Source organism: Duganella sp. CT11-25 (genome assembly GCF_047302815.1).
Taxonomy (GTDB): Bacteria; Pseudomonadota; Gammaproteobacteria; order Burkholderiales; family Burkholderiaceae_D; genus Rugamonas.
This window is the reverse complement of record NZ_JBKBFD010000001.1, coordinates 5,261,420-5,283,658: the sequence shown is the minus strand read 5'-3', so window position 1 is coordinate 5,283,658 and position 22,239 is coordinate 5,261,420. Positions and strand designations below refer to the sequence as shown.

18 protein-coding genes are annotated in these 22,239 nt (G+C 52.0%); 16 read left to right on the top strand and 2 right to left on the bottom strand.

What is annotated here, in order from left to right; genetic code table 11:
• Window positions 1–5 precede the first annotated feature (5 nt).
• From ACEN9F_RS22740 to ACEN9F_RS22665, 16 genes are all read left to right on the top strand, one after another.
• Window positions 6–1,823, top strand: a complete 1,818-nt coding sequence (locus ACEN9F_RS22740; RefSeq protein WP_413423592.1) for a site-specific DNA-methyltransferase — start codon at window positions 6–8, stop codon at window positions 1,821–1,823.
• Complete coding sequence (locus tag ACEN9F_RS22735) at window positions 1,814–4,441, top strand: DEAD/DEAH box helicase (RefSeq protein ID WP_413423590.1); 2,628 nt, start codon at window positions 1,814–1,816, stop codon at window positions 4,439–4,441. Before ACEN9F_RS22740 ends, ACEN9F_RS22735 begins: the two co-directional genes overlap by 10 nt.
• Before the next feature lie 177 nt (window positions 4,442–4,618).
• Entirely contained in the window at window positions 4,619–5,176 is a 558-nt protein-coding gene (locus ACEN9F_RS22730) for a hypothetical protein (protein WP_413423588.1), read from the top strand.
• A gap of 94 nt (window positions 5,177–5,270) precedes the next feature.
• Window positions 5,271–5,426 (top strand): hypothetical protein, encoded by a 156-nt coding sequence (locus ACEN9F_RS22725; RefSeq protein ID WP_413423586.1) that lies wholly within the window; start codon window positions 5,271–5,273, stop codon window positions 5,424–5,426.
• A 24-nt stretch (window positions 5,427–5,450) separates the two neighbouring features.
• Entirely contained in the window at window positions 5,451–6,002 is a 552-nt protein-coding gene (locus ACEN9F_RS22720; RefSeq protein WP_413423584.1) for a hypothetical protein, read from the top strand.
• 6 nt (window positions 6,003–6,008) lie between these two features.
• Window positions 6,009–7,178: a hypothetical protein gene (locus tag ACEN9F_RS22715; protein ID WP_413423582.1), complete on the top strand. Its 1,170-nt coding sequence runs from the start codon at window positions 6,009–6,011 to the stop codon at window positions 7,176–7,178.
• Window positions 7,179–7,186: 8 nt separating this feature from the next.
• Complete coding sequence (locus ACEN9F_RS22710; protein ID WP_413423580.1) at window positions 7,187–7,912, top strand: hypothetical protein; 726 nt, start codon at window positions 7,187–7,189, stop codon at window positions 7,910–7,912.
• Window positions 7,913–8,102: 190 nt separating this feature from the next.
• On the top strand, window positions 8,103–8,405 hold the full coding sequence (locus ACEN9F_RS22705) for a type I restriction endonuclease subunit M (protein ID WP_413423578.1): 303 nt from the start codon (window positions 8,103–8,105) through the stop codon (window positions 8,403–8,405).
• A gap of 702 nt (window positions 8,406–9,107) precedes the next feature.
• Entirely contained in the window at window positions 9,108–10,277 is a 1,170-nt protein-coding gene (locus ACEN9F_RS22700; protein WP_413423576.1) for a tyrosine-type recombinase/integrase, read from the top strand.
• 234 nt (window positions 10,278–10,511) lie between these two features.
• Window positions 10,512–11,189, top strand: a complete 678-nt coding sequence (locus ACEN9F_RS22695; protein WP_413423574.1) for a hypothetical protein — start codon at window positions 10,512–10,514, stop codon at window positions 11,187–11,189.
• Between the two features lie 28 nt (window positions 11,190–11,217).
• Entirely contained in the window at window positions 11,218–12,690 is a 1,473-nt protein-coding gene (locus ACEN9F_RS22690; RefSeq protein WP_413423572.1) for a hypothetical protein, read from the top strand.
• A gap of 79 nt (window positions 12,691–12,769) precedes the next feature.
• Window positions 12,770–13,441, top strand: a complete 672-nt coding sequence (locus tag ACEN9F_RS22685) for a hypothetical protein (RefSeq protein ID WP_413423570.1) — start codon at window positions 12,770–12,772, stop codon at window positions 13,439–13,441.
• Window positions 13,442–13,987: 546 nt separating this feature from the next.
• Window positions 13,988–15,505, top strand: coding sequence for an IS21 family transposase (gene istA / locus ACEN9F_RS22680; RefSeq protein ID WP_413423563.1), 1,518 nt, complete (start codon window positions 13,988–13,990; stop codon window positions 15,503–15,505).
• A complete protein-coding gene (gene istB, locus ACEN9F_RS22675) occupies window positions 15,505–16,281 on the top strand; it encodes an IS21-like element helper ATPase IstB (RefSeq protein WP_413423565.1) in 777 nt (258 codons plus the stop codon). The genes istA (ACEN9F_RS22680) and istB (ACEN9F_RS22675) overlap by 1 nt, the downstream gene beginning before the upstream one ends.
• A 1,243-nt stretch (window positions 16,282–17,524) precedes the next feature.
• Window positions 17,525–18,802 (top strand): hypothetical protein, encoded by a 1,278-nt coding sequence (locus tag ACEN9F_RS22670; RefSeq protein WP_413423569.1) that lies wholly within the window; start codon window positions 17,525–17,527, stop codon window positions 18,800–18,802.
• A 57-nt stretch (window positions 18,803–18,859) separates the two neighbouring features.
• A complete protein-coding gene (locus ACEN9F_RS22665) occupies window positions 18,860–19,717 on the top strand; it encodes a DNA adenine methylase (RefSeq protein WP_413423567.1) in 858 nt (285 codons plus the stop codon).
• A gap of 208 nt (window positions 19,718–19,925) precedes the next feature.
• On the opposite strand, the gene istB (ACEN9F_RS22660) is transcribed toward ACEN9F_RS22665, so the two are convergent.
• Together istB (ACEN9F_RS22660) and istA (ACEN9F_RS22655) are read right to left on the bottom strand one after the other, a co-directional pair.
• A complete protein-coding gene (gene istB, locus ACEN9F_RS22660) occupies window positions 19,926–20,702 on the bottom strand; it encodes an IS21-like element helper ATPase IstB (protein ID WP_413423565.1) in 777 nt (258 codons plus the stop codon).
• The gene (istA, locus tag ACEN9F_RS22655) at window positions 20,702–22,219 is read right to left on the bottom strand and encodes an IS21 family transposase (protein WP_413423563.1); all 1,518 of its coding nucleotides are present in this window, start codon (window positions 22,217–22,219) and stop codon (window positions 20,702–20,704) included. Before istA (ACEN9F_RS22655) ends, istB (ACEN9F_RS22660) begins: the two co-directional genes overlap by 1 nt.
• Window positions 22,220–22,239 lie beyond the last annotated feature (20 nt).

The window sequence follows — 22,239 nt, the reverse complement described above, 5'->3', positions numbered from 1 at the left end:
ACTGAATGCCAACACTGAACTGGATCGGCAAAGAAGCCGTTGAGACTCACCACAAGGATGTCCCGTTCCGTCTGCTGGAACCAATTCCCGAACTGTCTTCCGGCGAAATCGATAGCGGGAACATGATCGTCCAAGGGGACAACCTGCTTGCCCTAAAAGCATTGCTGCCACGATATGCCGGGCAGGTTAAATGCATATACATTGACCCACCATACAACACAGGAAATGAGGGCTGGGTCTATGACGACAATGTAAACAGTCCTGAAATTCGGAAATGGCTGGGGGAGGTGGTCGGCAAAGAAGGCGAGACACTAGACCGACATGACCGATGGCTGTGCATGATGTACCCGAGGCTCGTGCTCCTAAGACAATTTCTCTGCGAGGACGGCGCAATATTTGTTTCGCTCGACGATAACGAAGTAGGTCCCCTTCGTTTGCTAATGGACGAAATATTTGGCTCTAGTAACTTCGTTACTACCATCGCTTGGCAAAAAATATTTACTATCAAGAATAGCGCGAAGCATTTTTCCGAAATGCATGACTATGTCGTCGTCTACGCTAGGAAAAAAGAATTGTGGAAACGAAACTTGCTGCCTCGGAGCACCTCAGCTGAAGAGGACTATTCCAATCCAGACAACGACGAGCGGGGGGACTGGACAAGTAACGCACTCCAATCCCGAAACTTCTACAGCAAGGGCACTTACGAAATCAAATGCCCAGGGGGACGTATCGTCGAGGGTCCGCCAAGAGGAACATATTGGCGCATGGAAGAAAGCAAGCTATGGGAGTTAGACCGAGATAACCGCGTCTGGTGGGGCAAGTCAGGCAACAACAGTCCACGTATTAAGAAATTTCTTGATGAGGCGAAGGATGGCGTTGTACCGTCAACATGGTGGGAGCATCGCTTCGCGGGCACAAATTCTGGAGCCAAAACCGAGCTACGAGATATTTTGGGCGAACAAGATCAAGAGCTGTTTAACACACCAAAACCGTGGCAACTCATCCAGCGAATCATTCAGATCGCAACGGACAAAGACTCCATCATTATGGATTCATTTGCCGGATCCGGCTCAACTGGTCATGCGGTCTTGAAACAGAACGCCCGCGACGGCGGGTCACGTCAATTCATCCTAATTGAGATGAATGAAGCGGTGGCTACTGGCGTCACCTCGAAGCGTATCGCAAATGTGGTGAACGGCTATCCTTACGTTGGTGTATCTCGTGAGGAGCTTTATCGAGAAAAACTTTCCTTCTCAAGTCTGAAGAATGCCGATCAGATTTTGGGGCGCGTTTCCGAAATTGAGGAAGCAGAAAAAGATCGGTTCAGTAGGATAAAAAAAGAACTCAAGGATGGCGAACTCGTGGTTACGGGCGAACTAGATGTAAAGGAAGAACTCCCAGGCCTTGGCAGCGGTGCACAGTTTTGCCGGCTCTCAGAACAGGCGCTATTTGATGAATTCGGCTCAATTCGTCTGGATGTCACCTTCGACCAATTGGCTGAGTTTGTGTGGTTCATGGAGACTGGTACCGGCTTGGCAAGTTCCGCGATTCTCGAACGGAAAGAGCGTACGCCATATCTGGGCACGCACAAAGGCCGGGCAATTTTCCTTTTATACAACGGTATCTTAAAGGATAAGTCTGAATTGGGCGGAAACGTCTTGAACGGGCGGACGTTAGAGTATTTGGCTGACATACAAGACGAATTCGATGGACCAAAGGTGATTTATGGTGCACGTACTCGTTTCGATAAATCAAAACTCACAAAACTTGGCATCGTTTTCCATCAGCTCCCCTATGAATTGGCGGTCAAAACATGGTTCTGAACAAAAAAGATTTAAAAGATTACCAAGAAAAGCTACTTGAGGCATTTGCAGGATTCCTAGCCCGTACTCGCGAGCTGAAGAACCCCGCATCCGCATTTGCGGAAAGCACAGCTGCCCACTTTGGGCATGCTTTACAGTATCACCCGTTGCCAGGTCAAGAAGCTGTTCCCTACGTGTGTTTACGGGTACCAACTGGGGGAGGAAAGACCCGCATCGGCGGCCAGGCAATCAAATGTGTCAATGAATCTTTCCTTGCGACCCAGCATTCGCTTGTATTGTGGCTTGTGCCGTCGGATCCAATCCGGGAGCAGACGCTATATGCCCTTAGGACTAAGGGCGAACTGCTTCATGAGGATATGCGCGATCTCTTCGGTGCAGTCCACGTGCTCGACGTTAACGAGGCACTCTTCATGCAACCCGCAACGCTGAATACTGGCAACACAATAATTGTGGCGACGATGCAAAGTTTCAAGCGCGATACTTCCGATGGTCTTCGTGTCAATCGGCAAAATGGCGCACTCATGTCCCATTTCGCCGGTACATCGCCCGAGCAACGAGGTGAGTGCTCTCTGATGGATGTGATTCGATTGCGCCGCCCATTTGTCATAGTGGACGAAGCACACAATCAGGGAACGCCGCTAGCGGTTGATACGTTAGTACGCATGGCACCTTGCTGCATCCTTGAACTCACGGCGACACCAGATCGCGCGAGCCAGCCTTCAAACGTCTTGCGCAGCGTATCTGCCGCCACTCTCCAAGCGGAAGACATGCTAAAGCTCCCGCTAGAACTTGCAATTCATCCGGAATGGCGCACCTCACTCGCTGAAGCGATCGAGCGGGTTCGGCAATTAGAAAACGACGCTGAGGTAGAACGAGAGCAAACTGGGGAGGAAATTAACCCCATAGTGATGCTTATTCAGGCGGAGCGAAAGATTCAGGACAAAGAGACCTTTACTCCAGACCGAGTGAAGCAACATCTGATCGATGATTTCCAGATTGAACCCGGGTCCATTGCTATTGCGACTGGATCGCTCGATGAACTGACTGGAAAAAAACTGAACGATCCTGATTATCCGCAGTTCATAATTACTGTGGATAAGCTACGCGAAGGGTGGGACTGCCCTTCCGCCTATGTGCTCTTTTCGTTCCGCAACACAACATCCGCGACGGCTGTAGAACAGGTGCTTGGCCGAGTGCTGCGTATGCCTCACGCAATACGCAAACAACGGGAAGCCTTGAATCGCAGCTACGCGTATGTCGTTTCAGGGGAGCTGGCGGCAACCGTGCAAAATCTCCGTGATGGTTTAGTTCAAAGCGGCTTTGAACGTCTTGAAACGAAAGATTTAATTCAAACACAAGCAGACAGCGGCGCGACTGATGACCTTTTCTCCCAACAAATCGATCTTACGATTCCACTGCCGGAAGTTGGCGAGACTGTAGCGGTTCCCGATCCGGAGTTCGTTGCAGCGTTGCCAAAAGCTTTACGCGAAAAAGTCGAGATTTCGCCAGAAACAGGGACGCTTACGGTCAAAGGCGGCGCGAGTGCCGCACAGCTGAAACAGATTGCGGAAACGTTCAAACAGGCGGATATCGTAAAGGCGGTTCGTGACCGTCTCGATACCCAAATGGCGATCAACATCGCACCAGCAATGCGCGAGAAAACGCCGGCTGAAAAGGGCGAGTCAGCAAGTGTGCCTTTACTGGGAATTACACAGCATAGTTTTTTCGACATATTCGACGAAACAGCATTGCTGGATGCAGACTGGGAAATCGACGAATTCGATACCAAACTTAGCGAGAGCGACTTTTCCCATGACATGGAAGCGATGCGCAGAGCATCCCTTACGATTTCACAGCTAGAGAAAATTGCTTGTGATGTTTACGACAAATTAGACAGCCAGCTGGCCTTGTTCGGACATGAACAAGGCTGGCAAATAACAGATTTGATTCATTGGCTGGACCGCAACCTGTATTTTCCTTATGCAAATGGGAATCAGAAGGTTGCATGGATAAACATGGCAGTCACTCGTCTCTTGGAGGAGCGAGAATTCACGCTTGACGAATTGGCATACCGAAAATTCCGCTTAAGGGGTGCACTTGAGCGCAAACTAGCTGCCGGTTTGGTTCTCGTAAAACAGCGAGTCTTCGATGGTCTCTTTCAGGAGGAATTTCTATTCGGCGTACGCAATGAACATTCGATCGTGTTAGAGCAAGGTCGATACGGCTACGATACGCCCTACATTGGTTTCATGCCTCTGAAGCGACATTTCTTTCCTGTTATTGGCAACCTAAAGAATAGCGGTGAAGAATTCGAATGTGCCGAATTCATTGCCAATAGACTTGAAGGTGTCGAATGGTGGGTTCGCAATGTCGAGAAGAAGCCCACATCATTCTGGCTTCAGACCGCATCCGATAAGTTTTACCCAGATTTTATTGTGAAAATGAAATCCGGCATCATCCTTGTGGTCGAGTACAAGGGCGGGCATATCGCTGATGGTTCGGATAGCAAAGAGAAAAGGCGCATTGGAGAACTTTGGGCGAAGCGAAGTGAAGGCTCTTGCCGGTTTGCATGGGTCGAGAAGAAAAACTGGCAATCGATGAAGGATGCGTTGCTCTGAACGGCGAATACGGTACTTGCAGTACCGAAGCGGGCTAACTTTCGACCGCTTCGCAATTACAAGCCCGTATCGACAGGAATTTCCTACATATATGATTTTGACGGTTGAACCCAGCCGAAGCCCGAAGCCCCGTAAAGGCCTTCGGGCTTTTTACATTCTGTCGCATAAAAGGAAATCATGAAACGTCTGAAATTTGGCATCAGCACCGCACTCATCCCGATAGCATTGTTGTCTAGCCCAGTCTATGCCGCGCAGGACTGTAATGCCTATATTCCATCAATCAACAAGCAGATGGTGAGCTATCTTGCCGCCAACGGGCCGCGTCCTATGAAGAACGTCAGCCTGGATGAATTCGGGAACGCGGTCGATCCAATGTGGGGCCGTCCGATCGTGAAGCTCGACACCTACGTCTTGCCTGAATCGATCAGCAAGAAGCTCTCGTACCGCTTCACCGAGGCCGCCACCAAAGGCGTGCGCACCGCCAACGGACGAACGGTCTGCACCTTCAACTACGAAGCCAATGACGGTTTCAAGACGGAAAAGGGCTACGCCAACTTCGATGTTGAGCCATCGTCGAAGACAACCGAGGTAATTATGTTCGTCAGCCCCGGAGAGGCAAAAAGTGGTATCAAGTTCACCCCGGAGGGTTTTGCCCAGATGATCATCAATTCGGCCATGCGCAAATCGCTGGCGAGCGACCCTCAATACAAAGGGAAGTTCAATGTGGTCTTCTAACCCAAAGGATAGGGCCAAGGCCCCATCAAGCCCCCCCCCCTAAAAGCCCGAATGGTTTACGCCATTCGGGCTTTTTCTATTTCCGAGGCACCGAATGAAGAAAACGAATCTCCCCCTCTCCATCATCCCCCAGCAAGTCACCATTCGCAAAGCAGTACGCGCAATCGGCTCCAGCGGCCGGGGTAAGCCAACCAAACCCAAGCGCATCACCACACTCGATCTCAATATCTCGCTGAAATATCGGCGCTAATCATCACCTACAGGAAGGAATCCTATGAACGCGAAGGCCACCAATCCGAACAGCGAAAGTGCCGAACAAGTTGCAGGAGCAGCAGAGAGCATCAGTGTGCCGTACTGGTTGCTCAAGGAGGGTCGATGCAAGAAGCTCGGCAAGCATGCTGAAGGCGGCATCAAGTACCAGATTCTCGCCAGCGACGACAGGGCATCTCTGTATATCCGCATCACCGAGAATGAAGGTGGCGGCTACTTCAGCAAGGAGATCGTCCCTTTCGTCCAAATCGTCCAATGCCTCCAGAAGTGCGATGCGGCCACGCCCTTCCCCTCCAAAGCATTGAGGGAGGCGTTCACCGGCCGTAGCAGCAATAACGCTGGCTTCCTTGCCGCCATCTTACGCAAAGAAGTTGTGTTAGATGCCGCTAAGGATGCGGAGTCCCAGCATGTCATCGCCGTGGACCTCGGCGCCTGGATCGGTGCGGCGCTGACGCCCCAGGGGACAAAAATCGAGATCGCACCTTCCTCCACAATTACCTCGGCATCTTCTTCCGGGCCAGCGAAGAAGACGCTTATCTTACCGCAAAAAAAGTAGAGAGAAATGCTCACACCAAACCATACAATTATCGTCAACTGGAAGGAGCATGGCTTTGGCTGCGCAAAGAAATGCTCCTACTGCAATTGGCGTAGTTCCCCATTTCTACCCCACGGCGCTCAAGGGCAGGATGCCGTCGCTAAGTTCATCGGTCAATGCAAGAAGGCCTTCGTTACCATCAGCGGTGGTGCTGACCCGCTGTACAAAATCGATGAGAACCGCGATGCCTTGCTGACGATGATAGACACTATCCAAAGCCACGGCTTCTACACTAGGATCATCACTCGCGAGACTTCACCTATCGCGAGCCTTAAGGGCCGCGTTCAGCAAGTCTCCATCTCCCTCGACCAAGAAGTAATGCACGGAATCGAACGGCACAGGTCTGAATGGAAAGGCTTGGAGGTCGAATACTCGCTCGTACTTCCACCCTTACCTGAGGCGCAGATTTTGCGACTTATGCCGCAGTACTCGCAGCTACAGCGCAAGCTACGCGCGCGACTGCTGTTACGGGAAAATCTGAACAGCATTTATCCGATCAATCACTCTAACCTCAATGCCGGCCATCGCGAGCTGGTCTTTGTCCCCAAGCAGTTGTGCCTGCAAAGCCGCTACTTACTTACGCAAGAATTTTGGGGGCACGAGATCATTCTGGATACCGAACTGATAATGAATCGCCTGATGTCCCATCAGGATATCTACATTTTCGGGGGCGTGGTAAAGCACCTGATGGCTCCGGAAGTCCACACCGAATTTGCGGATATCGACCTCATCGCAACCAGCGGTGAAGTGCTGGAAATGCTAGAGCGCGAATTCGCCTATAGCTTCCGCCGCGCCAATCCTATTGGCACGTTCCCTCACTACTACATCGGCCAATCCCCGCGCGCAGGTAAACCTATTCAGGTCGTACGCGTGAACACGGATGAAGAAGCTCGCCGCTTCGTGTTCAACGGCACATATAGCGTTGATCGCGTGTTGTACAGCAATGGCAACTTCCGGTTCGATCCGAGTATCGGTGAGGATGCGATCCGCAAAGACATCGTCCAGAAAAATGCGTCTAACCCTCCTGGCCCTGTTGACCAAAGCCTATTCAGTATCGGGCGCACTCAGATCGAGGCAAAACATCGCATCAAGCTGATCCGCAAAGGCTACTCCATCCCACCACTTTCCAATTCATGAGGAAATCAATGCAAGCAACCATATACGTCACTTCGGCGGCGTTAGCGACCGCACTCGAAATGGATGATCTTGGACATTACGCACGCGTATCGCTGGCAGATCAAGAGGTCACCAACCCCACCAAACGCGAGGGCTATTATCTCAAGTCCCCATCCAAGATGAAGTTCGATGCGCTCCCGCTCGATGCGCAAATCAAGCTTAGGCTCTCGCCAGAAAACCCTAGCTTATTCGCGCACCACGTCCATGCACCGGACAACCTTCGTGGATGCTTATTCGAAAACGCTCCCGATCTTCCCTCGTACTATGGACCATCGGTGCAATACTGGTCAGGCGAAGCGTTCAACCCGAATAACACTGGCGCTGTTTACTACCAATGCCCAGAGAACGAATACATGGTCAGCATAATACCGGAGGACTGGATGGCTGAAGGCGTAGATCCGATCGTGCCTGATCGACTGCTATCGGAAGGCGTGGTATTTGCGATCACCGGTTTGCGCAGCCTTACGGCGGACCTCGCGCCGGAGCATTTCATTGAAGTGCAGATTCCATTGGATGAAGCCATGCTCGGCGTTGAGGCGGACTTCTTCCGCTCCAGTAGGCACTACAGCCTTGACGGCGCTCAACGCCGCGAACGCATCTTCCTTAAAGTTGATGACGTGCGGCGATCGCCCGATCCCGACAACGCCTACATTGAACTTCGTCAAGAATGGAATGACTACGGATACGTGTACTGACCATACACGAGAGCATTTAACTTGCCGAAGCAATGTTCGTCTATACCGCACTACCGCGCTAATGTGTCGCTGCCCTCCCCGTACTTAGTCCGTCACACCATCGTGGCCATGGGCGCCACATTATGTGTTCAAGTTACGGCCAGAGCCGGCAGCAATACGTAATAAACCACCTCAACTTCAAAGGAACACCATGCAAACCCAAGATGGCGGTATGGCCCGCGCACGCCTGTTCGATACAGGTAAAACTGTAGCTACGCCCGGAGCCTTCGATGCGATGTCGAAGCATGGCGTTTGGCCGTTCGATCTGCTGACCAGACATACGAATGGCGATTGGGGCGACGTGAGCAAAGAAGACCGCGCAGCCAACGAGGAAGCGTTAAAGCAGGGGCATCGCTTACTGTCGGCCTATCAGCTCAACACTGCGCTGCGTGTGTGGGTCATCACCGAGCATGATCGCTCGGTGACCACTATCCTTTTGCCTTGCGAATACTAACGTTAGGCAGCTAGCAAAAAGAACTGACTTCTGAGATCGGAGAGGAAACTTCTTGAGCCCTACCCTGCCTCCGCACTTTCGCGATATCCAGCCAGCGCATTCAATACAGGAAAGGAGGCATTTTGCACGATGGGTCAGGCTCGTTCGCAGCGCGCCCGACCGGGGATAGACCGGGCGGGGGCCAGGTCAGTGGAGAAGACTGCAAGACGGGGACAATGCCGGTTGAAACGTCGAGCAGGATTGAAAAATAGCGGTATCGGTGCCGATTTGTTCCTGGGACTTCGAAGACTAGAGTCGTACCGCAGACTTTCAACGTTGCCGAAAGGCCACAGTCGTTGCAATGAACTATTTACCGTGATAGGATTCGCATCCGTTATTGGTAATGCGGTAACGTCTAACGAATGCAAATTCGTTCCTGTAGCTGGAGAGTAGTGTTATCCAGCATCCCTATCTCAGGCGCAGCTGCGTTTTAGCTGCTCGCAACGAGGCAATTCTGACTTCGGTCAATCGGCTTTGTTGCGCCTGACGATCCTGTAGTGCCGTCCCTTTAGCTTTGCTGTATCCGGCATCCGCACAACGCGCATGCACACGGACTCTTTAACAATTTGCGTTGCTCATACTGCCGAGCCGCGTAGGCGCGGCAGATTGAGCGTAGTAATAACCCCTCGTCATCCGAGAGGGGAAATCCCCAACGATATCGTCATGAAAACCAATCGAAAAATTCGCTTCACCAAGCGGACGCTCGATGCGCTTCCGCCTTGCCCAAAAGATTCCCGTTCGTCCCAAGACGAATACACCGATATCGAGATACCCGGCCTGAAAATCGGCGTCTCGAAATCAAGTGTGATCACGTTCGGATATCGCTTCACCCATCAGGGCATCAAAGACTATATGCGCATTGGCACCTACCCCGGCATCACAATTGCCGAAGCCAAGCAAAGAGCGATTGATGCAAAGGTGCTGCTCGATCGCGGCATTAACCCAAACGATGAAGGCGACCGTGTGCGCGGCATGCCAACGTTCGAGCAGCACGCCAAGGAATACATGGATTTTGCAGAGCAGTACAAGCGCTCTGCTAACTCCGACGAGTCCAAACTAAGGCTCTACCTGATCCCACACTTCGGTTCGCGCCGCTTGTGCGACATCTCGTACCGCGATATCCAAACGTATCACGTCTCGCTGTCTAGCAAGCTCGCCAAGAGTACCGCCAATCGGCACCTGGCACTACTCTCCAAGATGTTCTCGCTCGCCGTTAAGTGGGAGCGGATCGAAAAAAATCCCTGCAAGGGGATAGATAAATTTAAGGAGGACAATCAGAAGAACCGGTTCCTGAGCGAAGACGAGATCGGCCGCCTGTTCAAGGCGCTTGATCGCGACGAGAACCAAGAAGCTGCCACGGCTATCAAGCTCTTGTTGCTAACTGGCCTACGCCGCGAGGAAGTGTTGCAGGCCCGCTGGAAAGACATTTCGCTCGCCGCCGAAACCTGGCATATCCCAAAAGGTAAAACTGGGTCACGGGATATTACAATCAACGAAGAGGCGCTACAGCTACTGTCTAGCATTCCGAAGACGCGCAGCCCGTTTGTCTTTCCCGGCAAGGTCGATCCTAACAAACCGCTGAACAACCCGCGAAAGTGTCTGATGCGTGCCATTCGATCCGCCAAAATCGAATCGTTTAGACTCCATGACCTGCGCCACTCGCACGCGTCGTTACTTGTTAACGCTGGAGAGAGCCTGTACACAGTGCAGAAAATTTTGGGTCATCGTAATCCCAAGACCACGCAACGATACAGCCATCTGTCCGACGCTGCGTTGAAGTCGGCATCAAATAAGGTCAGTGCGGCGATCGGGCGGGCGCTGAACCGCGAGTAACTGCAGCAATAAATCCTACCGACCAAAACGTCCAAATGTCCCGCCGGACAATTTGGACAATTCGGACGCTCACTCACAGCGCCCACCTACAGAGCTAACGTCCAAGTCGAGACGTCGCCATTCCAGCTCAGTGACCTCTGCTTCCCCTTCTCAGGAAGGGCGCATTGCTTCCGTAGCGCCAGCCTTCCCCAAGGCTGGTGCATCCCCTTTGGCATTTTTTTTGGAGATAAATTTATGGTCGCCACTCAAGACATCTATCAGCTGCGTCGCCTTGTCGGCCTATCGATGTTCCCGCAAGGCCGCAATGACCTGCAACACGTAAATCGCGAGGCCGACGTTTGCTACTGGGAGCGCTTCGAGGACTTCAATGCACTCTCGCATAAAGCCCTGCGCAAACATTCGCAGAAAAAAGAAGCATGGTGTCCAGCCTACATGCCCATGGAGCAGCAGCCCGAGTTCTTGTGCGCTGACCTTATGGCCTTTCAGCTCGATGACTATACTCCGGCGGAAGTACATCAGTGCCTGGTTCAAGCGCATCTGTGTGGCTTCGCTTATCCGCTGACGCCAGCATCCGCAGATCACCCTCGCACCATGCTCGTGCTCCTGCTCGATCGTACGGTCGGCATCAAGACTTACCGCCTGCTGTGGCAATTCCTGTCGTCCATGCCTGAGCTCTACGGCAACACAATGATCACTCACGCCGACTGCCGTTCGCGCTTCGATATGCCTTACGCGGTAAGCGGCGAATCGGAAGTGCTCAATCATTGCGGCTACCCGCTGGCCATCGATGCCGTCTTGCGGCTCCCCGAAGTGAACTTCCAGGCCGTTGGTCGTGCCAGTACCGCTCCGGTAGAGAAATTCTGGGGTGATTCCATGGCCTTTGTTCTTCCGGACTTCTTGGAATTGATTTAAGCATCTTCACGACAATTAGGAAGTAGAAATGTCCCGAGATAAGAAGCAAGAAAAACAAGAACTGCTGGATCGCATCTTCCTGGAACTCCGAGAACAGTTGACCATCACCGCTGATCCCGCTGGCGATCCATTCGTTACCGTGAACACGGGCGACGGTTTTGATACCTTTCCCTTGACCTCCGTGAAAGTCGAAAGCCATATCAGGAAAACGATATGGGATACATTGTCCGTGCGTGTCCCCAAGAACTGGCTACCGGATATCCTCGATGAACTCCGCTTCATTGCCGAAACCGAGCCTGCAGCGATTGTCGATGTACATACAAGGATTGCGCCCGCCACAAACAATGGCATCTACATCGACCTGTGCAATGCAGAACGCCAGGTACTGAAGGTTGATGCCAGCGGCTACGATCTTTTTAATTACGAAGACGATCAGCCATTCTTCCGGCGCTCCAAGGGCATGACGCCATTGCCCATGCCCTTGGGGGTAACTCCAGAGTTGGAACTATTGCGCGAGTTCATCAACGTAGAGAATGACGATGCTTGGTACCTCGTCGTGGTCTTCATGCTCTATTGCTACCGTCCGGGCGGGCCATACGCCATCTTGATCGTTTCCGGTATCGCAGGATCGAGTAAGTCCACATTCTGCCGGGTACTGCGTAGCTTGATTGATCCCAGCACGGTTGCGACGCAAGCACCGCCTCGCAACCTCACCGATCTCGTGATCGCGGCAGTCCACGTTCATATGATTGTGCTGGACAACTTGCGTGACATTAGCGCGGAGATGTCGGATGGACTTTGCCGATTCACCCACGGCAGCGGCTTGCGTACGCGCTCGCTCTACAGCAATACCGATGAGACGCTGTTTTACACGGTTAAACCATGCATTCTCAATGGCATTGGCGACATTGCATCCCAGCCTGATCTACTGAGCCGAAGTATCCAGCTGGAACTGCCTGCAATCAAGGTTCGCCGTACGGAGGCTGAGTTCAATCGCAGCTTCGCCGCTGCACAACCAAGCATCTTCGCAGGCTTGATGGATGCTCTGAGCCGGACCCTAGCCGAAGTGGACAACGTTCACGAAGTACCGGACTCGCGCATGGCTGACTTCTCCCAGTGGGGCATTGCGGTCGAAAGAGCGCTGGGCTGGAAGCCTGGCAGCTTCACACTCGCCTACGCGAATAACCAGCGAGATCAGATGAAAAATGTACTCACTGACAATGCGCTGGCCCAAGTGCTGACACGCTATGTTCAGGGATTCGATGGGGGGCAGGCCAGCAAAAAGACGACGCCTACCGACCTCCTCGAACAACTCGAAGACTTAGCTGACGAGGCGCAACGTTGCAGTAAGGGCTGGCCGGATTCTCCACATAGCCTGTCAAAGCGCCTCAAGCGAATTGCGCCTGCCCTGAGTGCCTGTGGCATCGGACTCGCCTTCACGCACTCTGGCAATCGCAGCATCACCGTAAGCAAAATCAAAACCGATCCAGCTCAAGCCTGATAAGGCTACCCGAACCCGCCCAGTATTCGGTTCGGGTATGCCTGTCGAAAATGACCTATCACCTAAACAGAAAGCATTTATGAAAAACGTACTCTCCCACCGTCCTGTGACCATTTCGATCGACGGCGCTTACACCGATATGTTGGCCATGCACGCCCAAACTATCTCGCTGCTGAAGGATGGCACGCAGCAACATGTCCCTGTCCGCGAAGACTTTCAGATTCAGGATGAGTGGGAAGCCATCACCCATCCCGACTACACGTTGTTGGTTTACCCCCAAGATGACATTCAGTTCAAGTCGTGGCTGCTGCCCTTCGATCAGCAGCCGTTTTCTCCGGCCCAACCCAACGTGATCATCTATCTTCACCTGCCCTTTGATCGCGACGCGGAGGTAGAGCTCACTATGAACGACAACGTGTTCTGGGTTACAGACGATCAGGTGATGGCGGCCGCAAGAATCGAGGCCGTTCTGTATGAAGATATTGTCCTGAAAGACCAAGGCATCATCGTGCCCGTCATCGTCGAGTCATTCCTTCACTGCCGTCCATTTAGCTTCGACAGCCTGCGGCAGTATACTAAGGAAATGGAAATCCTCGACGACGACGAGGACATTGGTGAAATCAAAGTGGCGCATGAAGCTCCCACCCAAGCCGTTCGCTGCGCCACTACCATTCCGTTCGAGATTGGCTACGCAGTGTTGAGCTACATCGATGGCCAATACCGCGCGCAGCAAGAGGCGAATCAGGTGTAACAACACCATCTAGGCAAGCTCCAGCAGTCGCTGGGACTTGCCGTCCAATCGGCACACTCGGCCGGTCGATTTGTCGATTCGGTCAATTCGTCTCGGTTCTAGTCTGTGTTACGCCGCACGCGGCTGACGCCTGCCCGTCATCGCATCACTATCCCCAATCCTCGTTTGGTCTTTGCGACTTATCAATACGCCCCCTGCACCATGACATTATCATCAGATCCCACCCGGGTCTTCGTCTTCTTCCAGTATTCCCATGGCCCATTTCGTGTCCAATTTTATTGTTGAGGTTGGTACATGACTGATGCAACTTTAGAGGGTCAAAAATTTGAATTGGACGCAGGCTATTCGTAAGAACTCTCTGCGCAAGGCCACTGGCCTAACCACCTGAAGTTACACCGTTTTCTGAATTTAAACGGGTCAATTTGTATGCAAATTGACCCGTGTTGATTTGCACCGAAAATTGACCCACTTTCCCCAGTAATTTGCAACTGAATCTGACCCACGTGAAGAGCACAATTCGACCTGTCTCATCGGCAGGAGAACGGAGTGATCAACGTGGCGTTACTAGGCATAATTCGACGCTGGCACATTCGTGACCAGATTCCCCTACGGGAGATTGCCAGAAGGCTGGGCATCTCACGTAACACCGTCCGGCGCTACTTGCGTTCGGAGACCACCGAGCCTAGCTATGCGGAACGCCGTATAGCGAGCGGGCTGGATAAATATTCCGTGCAGTTATCAGGATGGCTCAAGGCCGAGACGGGCAAGCCGCGTAAGCAGCGCCGTAGTTTGAAACAGATCCACGCGGACCTGAAGGAGCTGGGATATGAAGGATCCTACGATCGCGTGGCAGCGTTTGCCAGGCAGTGGAAGGCGGGTCAAACTGAGTGGGTCAATTCATCGAGCAAACGAACATACGTCCCGCTAACGTTCGCTCCCGGCGAGGCTTTTCAGTTCGATTGGAGTGAAGATTGGGCTGTCATCGCCGGCGAGCGGACCAAGCTGCAAGTTGCTCATTTTAAACTTAGCCACAGTAGAGCATTCTTCCTGCGAGCCTACCTATTGCAGACGCACGAAATGCTGTTCGACGCACACGAACACGCTTTTCGCGCATTCGGTGGCGTCCCACGGCGCGGCATCTACGACAACATGAAGACCGCTGTGGACAAAGTTAGGACAGGCAAGGACAGAGACGTGAATGCAAGGTTCACCGCAATGGTCAGCCATTACCTCTTCGACGCTGAATTTTGCAACCCTGCATCAGGTTGGGAGAAGGGTCAGATCGAGAAAAACGTTCGCGACAGCCGCCACCGCATTTGGCAAAAGGTGCCTGAACACGACTCACTCGAAACGCTCAACGTGTGGTTAGCAGATGAATGCAAGCGGCTTTGGAAAACCGTACAGCATCCCGAAGCGGATCTCTCGGTCTGGGAGGCCTGGGAACTGGAGCGCTTAAGCCTTATGCCAAATGGAAAGCCCTTTGACGGCTTCGTGGAACACACCAAAAGAGTATCCCCCACTTGCTTAGTGACCTTCGAGCGGAATCGATATAGCGTGCCGGCCGCATTCTCCAATCGACCAGTGAGCCTTCGTGCCTACGCTGCAAAGATAGTCATCGTGGCTGACGGTAAGGTCGTCGCTGAGCACAACCGAGATATCACCAGAGATCATGGTCCTGGCAACACTATCTACAACTGGCGTCATTACTTGGCAGTTGTTCAGCGCAAACCGGGTGCGTTAAGAAATGGCGCGCCGTTTGCGGAGATGCCCGCTGCATTCCGGAAGTTGCAAAGCATCTTGCTCAAGCGCCCGGGAGGCGACCGCGAAATGGTCGATATCTTGGCCTTAGTCCTTCTACACGACGAACAATCTGTGATCACCGCTGTGGAGCTAGCAATCGAGGCAGGCACGCCCTCCAAGCAGATAATTCTCAACACCCTAAGCAGGCTACTAGACAGCAGCCCAGCGCCGCTTATAGAGGCTCCACAGGCCCTTAGCCTAGACATTGAACCACTGGCGGACTTTAGCCGCTATGACCAACTTAGACACCAAAGGAGAAATTGATGCGAAACGACGCAATGATGGAGATGTTCCGTGGCTTAAACTTACGTGGCATGACCCAGGCGATGGAGGAACTGGCACGACAGAATTCCCCAGCATTTCAGGCCGCGTTACCGATCGTGGAGGGCCTTCTCAAGGCCGAAGCTGCTGAGCGGGAAGTTCGATCACTGGCCTACCAAATGAAAGCCGCCCGATTTCCTGCGTATAAGGACATTGGCGGCTTTGACTTTGGCTGTAGTCCAGTAAGCGAGCCGCTTATCCGTCAGCTTCACACCTGCGAATTCTTGGATTCGGGGCATAACGTCGTGCTTGTCGGTGGTCCAGGAACAGGTAAGACACACCTCGCAACAGCAATCGGTACTCAGGCCATAGAGCAACATAGCTGTCGCGTTCGCTTCTTCTCTACTGTCGAACTGGCCAACCTTCTTGAAGCTGAAAAGCAGCAAGGTAGGTCTGGAAACCTAGCGATGAAACTGGTCAACACGGACCTCGTGATTTTGGATGAAGTGGGATATTTGCCCTTTAGCCAAACAGGCGGCGCTCTGCTGTTCCATCTAATCAGTAAGCTCTACGAACGGACCAGCCTGATTATCACCACCAACCTGGGATTTTCTGAGTGGGGATCAGTGTTTGGAGACGCAAAGATGACGACCGCGCTACTGGACAGGCTTACTCACCACTGCCACATTATCGAAACTGGCAATGACAGCTATCGTTTCAAAAATAGTTCCACACAGCCAATAGGCAGAGGAAGGAGGTCCAGACTCAGATCAGAGTAATTTCATTAAAAAGGACGGGTCGGAATTCAATGCAAATTCCGGGTCAATGTTCAGCGCAATTTAACAGCGAAGGAAATGCTCGACTACGACGAGGACATCGGTGAAATCAATGTGCCGCAAGACGCTCCCGCCGAACCCGTCCGCTGCGCTACTGCCTTCCATTCGAGATTGGCTTCGCCATGGTGAGCCACATTGACGACGACTACCACGCGCAGGACGAAGCGACCAGGCGTAACACCATCCATCTAGCCAAGCTCCAGCAGCCGCTGGGACTTGCCGTCCACTAAACACACAGCCCGGTCGATTTGTCGATTGGGTCGGTTCGTTCCAAGCTCTCGCCTACGGTATGCTGAACGCGTCTCACTCCAGCGGATACTGCTCCCCAATAAGTTAGGCCAACAGAAGTATCAGCTACGCAGCGTTCAAGCTAATGCCCCGGTCTTTTCCCGGTCTTTTTGGGAGAAGAGGTTGTATTCACAGGGCGCATCAGAACCGGCGCACGAGGTAAGTCCCTCATACAATTTTTCAGAGATAGAAAAGTTCCCGGTCTGATACCGGTCCCGTGCGAAGAATCTAGCACTTCCAATAGCCTATAGAGGTAAGCATCACAGTACTTGAGTACCGACACATCAGCCCGGCAGGGGGCAAGCCGAATCCAGCGAGTGATCATCCATCCCAAACAGCATCGACCTTCCTTACTGCATAGAAAGTCCTTGATCGCCAGAAATCGCAGCGTTGCCGAAAGCACGACGTTCGTCTTGAAAATCCTTGTGTCGGTGGTTCGATTCCGCCCCGGGCCACCAAGAATAAGCATTAAAATCAAAGAGTTACGCGCATTAGCCCGTAGCTCTTTTTTACGTCCCTAGAAAAGGTAGCCCATAGGTAGGATAGCTCGGCAAGAGTGAGTGCTTTCGAACTGGGCATTGAGTGACACCCCAGTCTTTTTTCCCCGTGAGACTCTCCCTGAAGTGCCCTGGGTCCATAAAAATTCCCACCATTTCTTCCAAAAATTTTAAGGAAATTCAGAGGCTTCAATATGCACCTCTGAACTGATATCTCGACGTCTTTGCAAACTGCATGCTGCCAAAATATACTTTATTTCCAAGTAGACACAAAACAGAGTACATTTAGCAGAACTCATCTGCAATGGATTGATATGACTCAAATAACAGTACCTGTAACTAAACTCGACTTCGATCTTCGAAACCCGCGATACCCAGTACAGAATAGCGACCGAGAGGCTATGGAGAAAATTCTACTCTCCAATATGCCAAAAAGTATTCGCTTGGCCGAGCATATAATCGAATTCGGGCAGAATCCGATCGATCTGATTGCTGTTGTTCAACACGACACTCGCTACGCAGTGCTGGAAGGCAACCGCCGAGCCGCCGTCCTTAAAGTATTAAACAAGCCAATCCTACTTGACTCGATGCCAGACGGACTGGGTGTCGCCACGTTTTGCAAGCGCATGAAAAAGCTTGCCACTCAGACTGCTGGCACTGAAACCAATAAGGTCACTGTCGTACTCTTCGCAACCAGAGAAAAGGCCGACGTTTGGATTAACTTGAAACATACGGGCGAAAATGGCGGGGCGGGCACGGTACCCTGGGATGCCAGTGCGCAAGCTCGATATAGCAATAATGGCGACATAGGCTTGGAATTACTGGATTTTGGCAAGGCCAAAAATTGGTTCTCAGATGCAGAACTAAAAGGGCCGGGGGGCAGCCCCTTCCCCTTATCAACGCTAAATCGCCTACTCGGCGACCCTGACGTTCGCAGCGCACTTGGGCTGACCCTGTCAAATAATGTACTTTTAGCTACCGTACCTGCGGAAGAACTGGCGAAAGGCGTTCGCCAAGTCGTGGTCGACCTAGCCAGCGGTACTTGGAACGTAACAAAGCTGAAACTGAAGGGAGATCGAAAAAAGTACATCGCCCAGTTTCCTGCCTCAGCAAAACCGGACAACACTGCCAACGTGACGGCATGGCAAATCGATGTAGATACCGTCATCCAGCCCCCGCCGGTAATCGCTGCGGCAGACCCCAAGCCCCGCCTGCGGGTAAGCACGCGCAAAGCTCTGATCCCGAGGGAGTTTGTTATACGTACCAATCCCTCATGCCCTCGCTTGGGAAAAATGTATGCTGAGCTTCGTAGGTTAGAGGTCGAAAAACATGAGAACGCAGTAGCAGTATTGTTACGCACATATATAGAACTCAGCTTAGACGACTACATCTCGAGAACCAATTTGACTGTCGCAATGAAGCGCCCTCCTCAGGCCACGCTCGCAGAAAAAGCAAAAGGAGCAGCTGCCGACCTTAAATCCAAAGGAAAACTAGACAAAAATCAAGAGCAGAACGTCCATCGCCTTGTTGGGATCGACTCTGACCCTAAGGCCTATGCTGGCAGTATCACTACACTGCATGCCTTCGTGCATTCGATGCACGCCAATCCCATCGCGTCTGAGTTGAAGACTGCTTGGGACAATATCGCTCCATTCATCAAGCTCGTCGCGGAGGTCTAATAGGGTGGCCAGCATCGCCAAAAAAGAGTAAAGTGTCGCCAAACCTCAGGAGTACAAGTGTCACCATATCATTCTCCGCTACGCTACCCCGGCGGCAAAACCAAACTTACAGAGTATGTAAAGGCATTGCTGCGGCACAATCGCCTCATGGGGGGGCACTACGTCGAACCATACGCGGGCGGAGCATCTATCGCTTTGGATTTGGCCATTCAAGAGTATGTCGAGCGTGTACACATAAACGATCTGGACAGGTCCGTCTGGGCGTTCTGGCATTCTGTGCTTGAGGCACCAGATCAGCTATGCAATATGATAGCGAATGTTGCTGTTAATATGGATACTTGGTACGAACAAAAAGCCGTGCAAAAGAACAAAGCAACAGTAAATACCCTAGAGCTGGGGTTCTCTACTTTCTTTCTTAATCGTACAAATCGTTCTGGGATTCTAAACGCCGGCGTTATTGGCGGCAAACAGCAAACAGGTAACTTTAAGATCGACGCTCGTTTTTCAAAAGATGAATTAATTCGGAGAATCCAGGTAATCGCTGCACATCGAAGTGTGATTAATTTATACAACTTGGATGCAGTAACATTGATCGACTCTGTAGTACCGGCCTTACCAGAAAATACCTTGGTTTATTTAGATCCTCCTTACTATGTTAAAGGAGGCGATTTATATGAACATCATTATCAACATGCGGATCATGTTGATGTTGCAAATGCGACCACCAGAATTCGTCAGCATTGTATGATTTCTTACGATGATGTGCCTCCAATTCGCGAATTGTATGCAAATTACCAATTCGTCAATTATAGTTTAAGCTATTGCGCTCAGAACCGCTACCGGGGAACTGAGGCGATTTTCCTTGGTAACACTCTAGAATGCCCAGGCTTGCGTGCTTCGATGCAAGCGGCATAACTCTATTCAATTGGATCGAATGGTAAATCCAATTGCTTCGAGGTATTAATTAGCCTTACTCGAAAGCGTAATTCTGAATTTTTCCTCTCCAAGTTCAAGTCCAGCAGCATTTCGTGCCCGCTTCCATCATGATTACTCAATGTGTTAAATTGCGCTGAACATTGACCCGGAATTTGCATTGAATTCCGACCCGTCCTTTTTAATGAAATTACTCTGATCTGAGTCTGGACCTCCTTCCTCTGCCTATTGGCTGTGTGGAACTATTTTTGAAACGATAGCTGTCATTGCCAGTTTCGATAATGTGGCAGTGGTGAGTAAGCCTGTCCAGTAGCGCGGTCGTCATCTTTGCGTCTCCAAACACTGATCCCCACTCAGAAAATCCCAGGTTGGTGGTGATAATCAGGCTGGTCCGTTCGTAGAGCTTACTGATTAGATGGAACAGCAGAGCGCCGCCTGTTTGGCTAAAGGGCAAATATCCCACTTCATCCAAAATCACGAGGTCCGTGTTGACCAGTTTCATCGCTAGGTTTCCAGACCTACCTTGCTGCTTTTCAGCTTCAAGAAGGTTGGCCAGTTCGACAGTAGAGAAGAAGCGAACGCGACAGCTATGTTGCTCTATGGCCTGAGTACCGATTGCTGTTGCGAGGTGTGTCTTACCTGTTCCTGGACCACCGACAAGCACGACGTTATGCCCCGAATCCAAGAATTCGCAGGTGTGAAGCTGACGGATAAGCGGCTCGCTTACTGGACTACAGCCAAAGTCAAAGCCGCCAATGTCCTTATACGCAGGAAATCGGGCGGCTTTCATTTGGTAGGCCAGTGATCGAACTTCCCGCTCAGCAGCTTCGGCCTTGAGAAGGCCCTCCACGATCGGTAACGCGGCCTGAAATGCTGGGGAATTCTGTCGTGCCAGTTCCTCCATCGCCTGGGTCATGCCACGTAAGTTTAAGCCACGGAACATCTCCATCATTGCGTCGTTTCGCATCAATTTCTCCTTTGGTGTCTAAGTTGGTCATAGCGGCTAAAGTCCGCCAGTGGTTCAATGTCTAGGCTAAGGGCCTGTGGAGCCTCTATAAGCGGCGCTGGGCTGCTGTCTAGTAGCCTGCTTAGGGTGTTGAGAATTATCTGCTTGGAGGGCGTGCCTGCCTCGATTGCTAGCTCCACAGCGGTGATCACAGATTGTTCGTCGTGTAGAAGGACTAAGGCCAAGATATCGACCATTTCGCGGTCGCCTCCCGGGCGCTTGAGCAAGATGCTTTGCAACTTCCGGAATGCAGCGGGCATCTCCGCAAACGGCGCGCCATTTCTTAACGCACCCGGTTTGCGCTGAACAACTGCCAAGTAATGACGCCAGTTGTAGATAGTGTTGCCAGGACCATGATCTCTGGTGATATCTCGGTTGTGCTCAGCGACGACCTTACCGTCAGCCACGATGACTATCTTTGCAGCGTAGGCACGAAGGCTCACTGGTCGATTGGAGAATGCGGCCGGCACGCTATATCGATTCCGCTCGAAGGTCACTAAGCAAGTGGGGGATACTCTTTTGGTGTGTTCCACGAAGCCGTCAAAGGGCTTTCCATTTGGCATAAGGCTTAAGCGCTCCAGTTCCCAGGCCTCCCAGACCGAGAGATCCGCTTCGGGATGCTGTACGGTTTTCCAAAGCCGCTTGCATTCATCTGCTAACCACACGTTGAGCGTTTCGAGTGAGTCGTGTTCAGGCACCTTTTGCCAAATGCGGTGGCGGCTGTCGCGAACGTTTTTCTCGATCTGACCCTTCTCCCAACCTGATGCAGGGTTGCAAAATTCAGCGTCGAAGAGGTAATGGCTGACCATTGCGGTGAACCTTGCATTCACGTCTCTGTCCTTGCCTGTCCTAACTTTGTCCACAGCGGTCTTCATGTTGTCGTAGATGCCGCGCCGTGGGACGCCACCGAATGCGCGAAAAGCGTGTTCGTGTGCGTCGAACAGCATTTCGTGCGTCTGCAATAGGTAGGCTCGCAGGAAGAATGCTCTACTGTGGCTAAGTTTAAAATGAGCAACTTGCAGCTTGGTCCGCTCGCCGGCGATGACAGCCCAATCTTCACTCCAATCGAACTGAAAAGCCTCGCCGGGAGCGAACGTTAGCGGGACGTATGTTCGTTTGCTCGATGAATTGACCCACTCAGTTTGACCCGCCTTCCACTGCCTGGCAAACGCTGCCACGCGATCGTAGGATCCTTCATATCCCAGCTCCTTCAGGTCCGCGTGGATCTGTTTCAAACTACGGCGCTGCTTACGCGGCTTGCCCGTCTCGGCCTTGAGCCATCCTGATAACTGCACGGAATATTTATCCAGCCCGCTCGCTATACGGCGTTCCGCATAGCTAGGCTCGGTGGTCTCCGAACGCAAGTAGCGCCGGACGGTGTTACGTGAGATGCCCAGCCTTCTGGCAATCTCCCGTAGGGGAATCTGGTCACGAATGTGCCAGCGTCGAATTATGCCTAGTAACGCCACGTTGATCACTCCGTTCTCCTGCCGATGAG

Bases quoted from the DNA above. Each gene is read 5' to 3' on its own strand.
- ACEN9F_RS22725 (WP_413423586.1), top strand. From the start codon at position 5,271: ATGAAGAAAACGAATCTCCCCCTCTCCATCATCCCCCAGCAAGTCACC.
- ACEN9F_RS22710 (WP_413423580.1), top strand. From the start codon at position 7,187: ATGCAAGCAACCATATACGTCACTTCGGCGGCGTTAGCGACCGCACTC.
- ACEN9F_RS22720 (WP_413423584.1), top strand. From the start codon at position 5,451: ATGAACGCGAAGGCCACCAATCCGAACAGCGAAAGTGCCGAACAAGTT.
- ACEN9F_RS22700 (WP_413423576.1), top strand. From the start codon at position 9,108: ATGAAAACCAATCGAAAAATTCGCTTCACCAAGCGGACGCTCGATGCG.
- ACEN9F_RS22670 (WP_413423569.1), top strand. From the start codon at position 17,525: ATGGAGAAAATTCTACTCTCCAATATGCCAAAAAGTATTCGCTTGGCC.
- ACEN9F_RS22735 (WP_413423590.1), top strand. From the start codon at position 1,814: ATGGTTCTGAACAAAAAAGATTTAAAAGATTACCAAGAAAAGCTACTT.
- ACEN9F_RS22685 (WP_413423570.1), top strand. From the start codon at position 12,770: ATGAAAAACGTACTCTCCCACCGTCCTGTGACCATTTCGATCGACGGC.
- ACEN9F_RS22740 (WP_413423592.1), top strand. From the start codon at position 6: ATGCCAACACTGAACTGGATCGGCAAAGAAGCCGTTGAGACTCACCAC.
- ACEN9F_RS22705 (WP_413423578.1), top strand. From the start codon at position 8,103: ATGCAAACCCAAGATGGCGGTATGGCCCGCGCACGCCTGTTCGATACA.
- ACEN9F_RS22715 (WP_413423582.1), top strand. From the start codon at position 6,009: ATGCTCACACCAAACCATACAATTATCGTCAACTGGAAGGAGCATGGC.
- ACEN9F_RS22695 (WP_413423574.1), top strand. From the start codon at position 10,512: ATGGTCGCCACTCAAGACATCTATCAGCTGCGTCGCCTTGTCGGCCTA.
- ACEN9F_RS22730 (WP_413423588.1), top strand. From the start codon at position 4,619: ATGAAACGTCTGAAATTTGGCATCAGCACCGCACTCATCCCGATAGCA.
- ACEN9F_RS22690 (WP_413423572.1), top strand. From the start codon at position 11,218: ATGTCCCGAGATAAGAAGCAAGAAAAACAAGAACTGCTGGATCGCATC.
- istB (WP_413423565.1), top strand. From the start codon at position 15,505: ATGCGAAACGACGCAATGATGGAGATGTTCCGTGGCTTAAACTTACGT.
- istB (WP_413423565.1), bottom strand. From the start codon at position 20,702: ATGCGAAACGACGCAATGATGGAGATGTTCCGTGGCTTAAACTTACGT.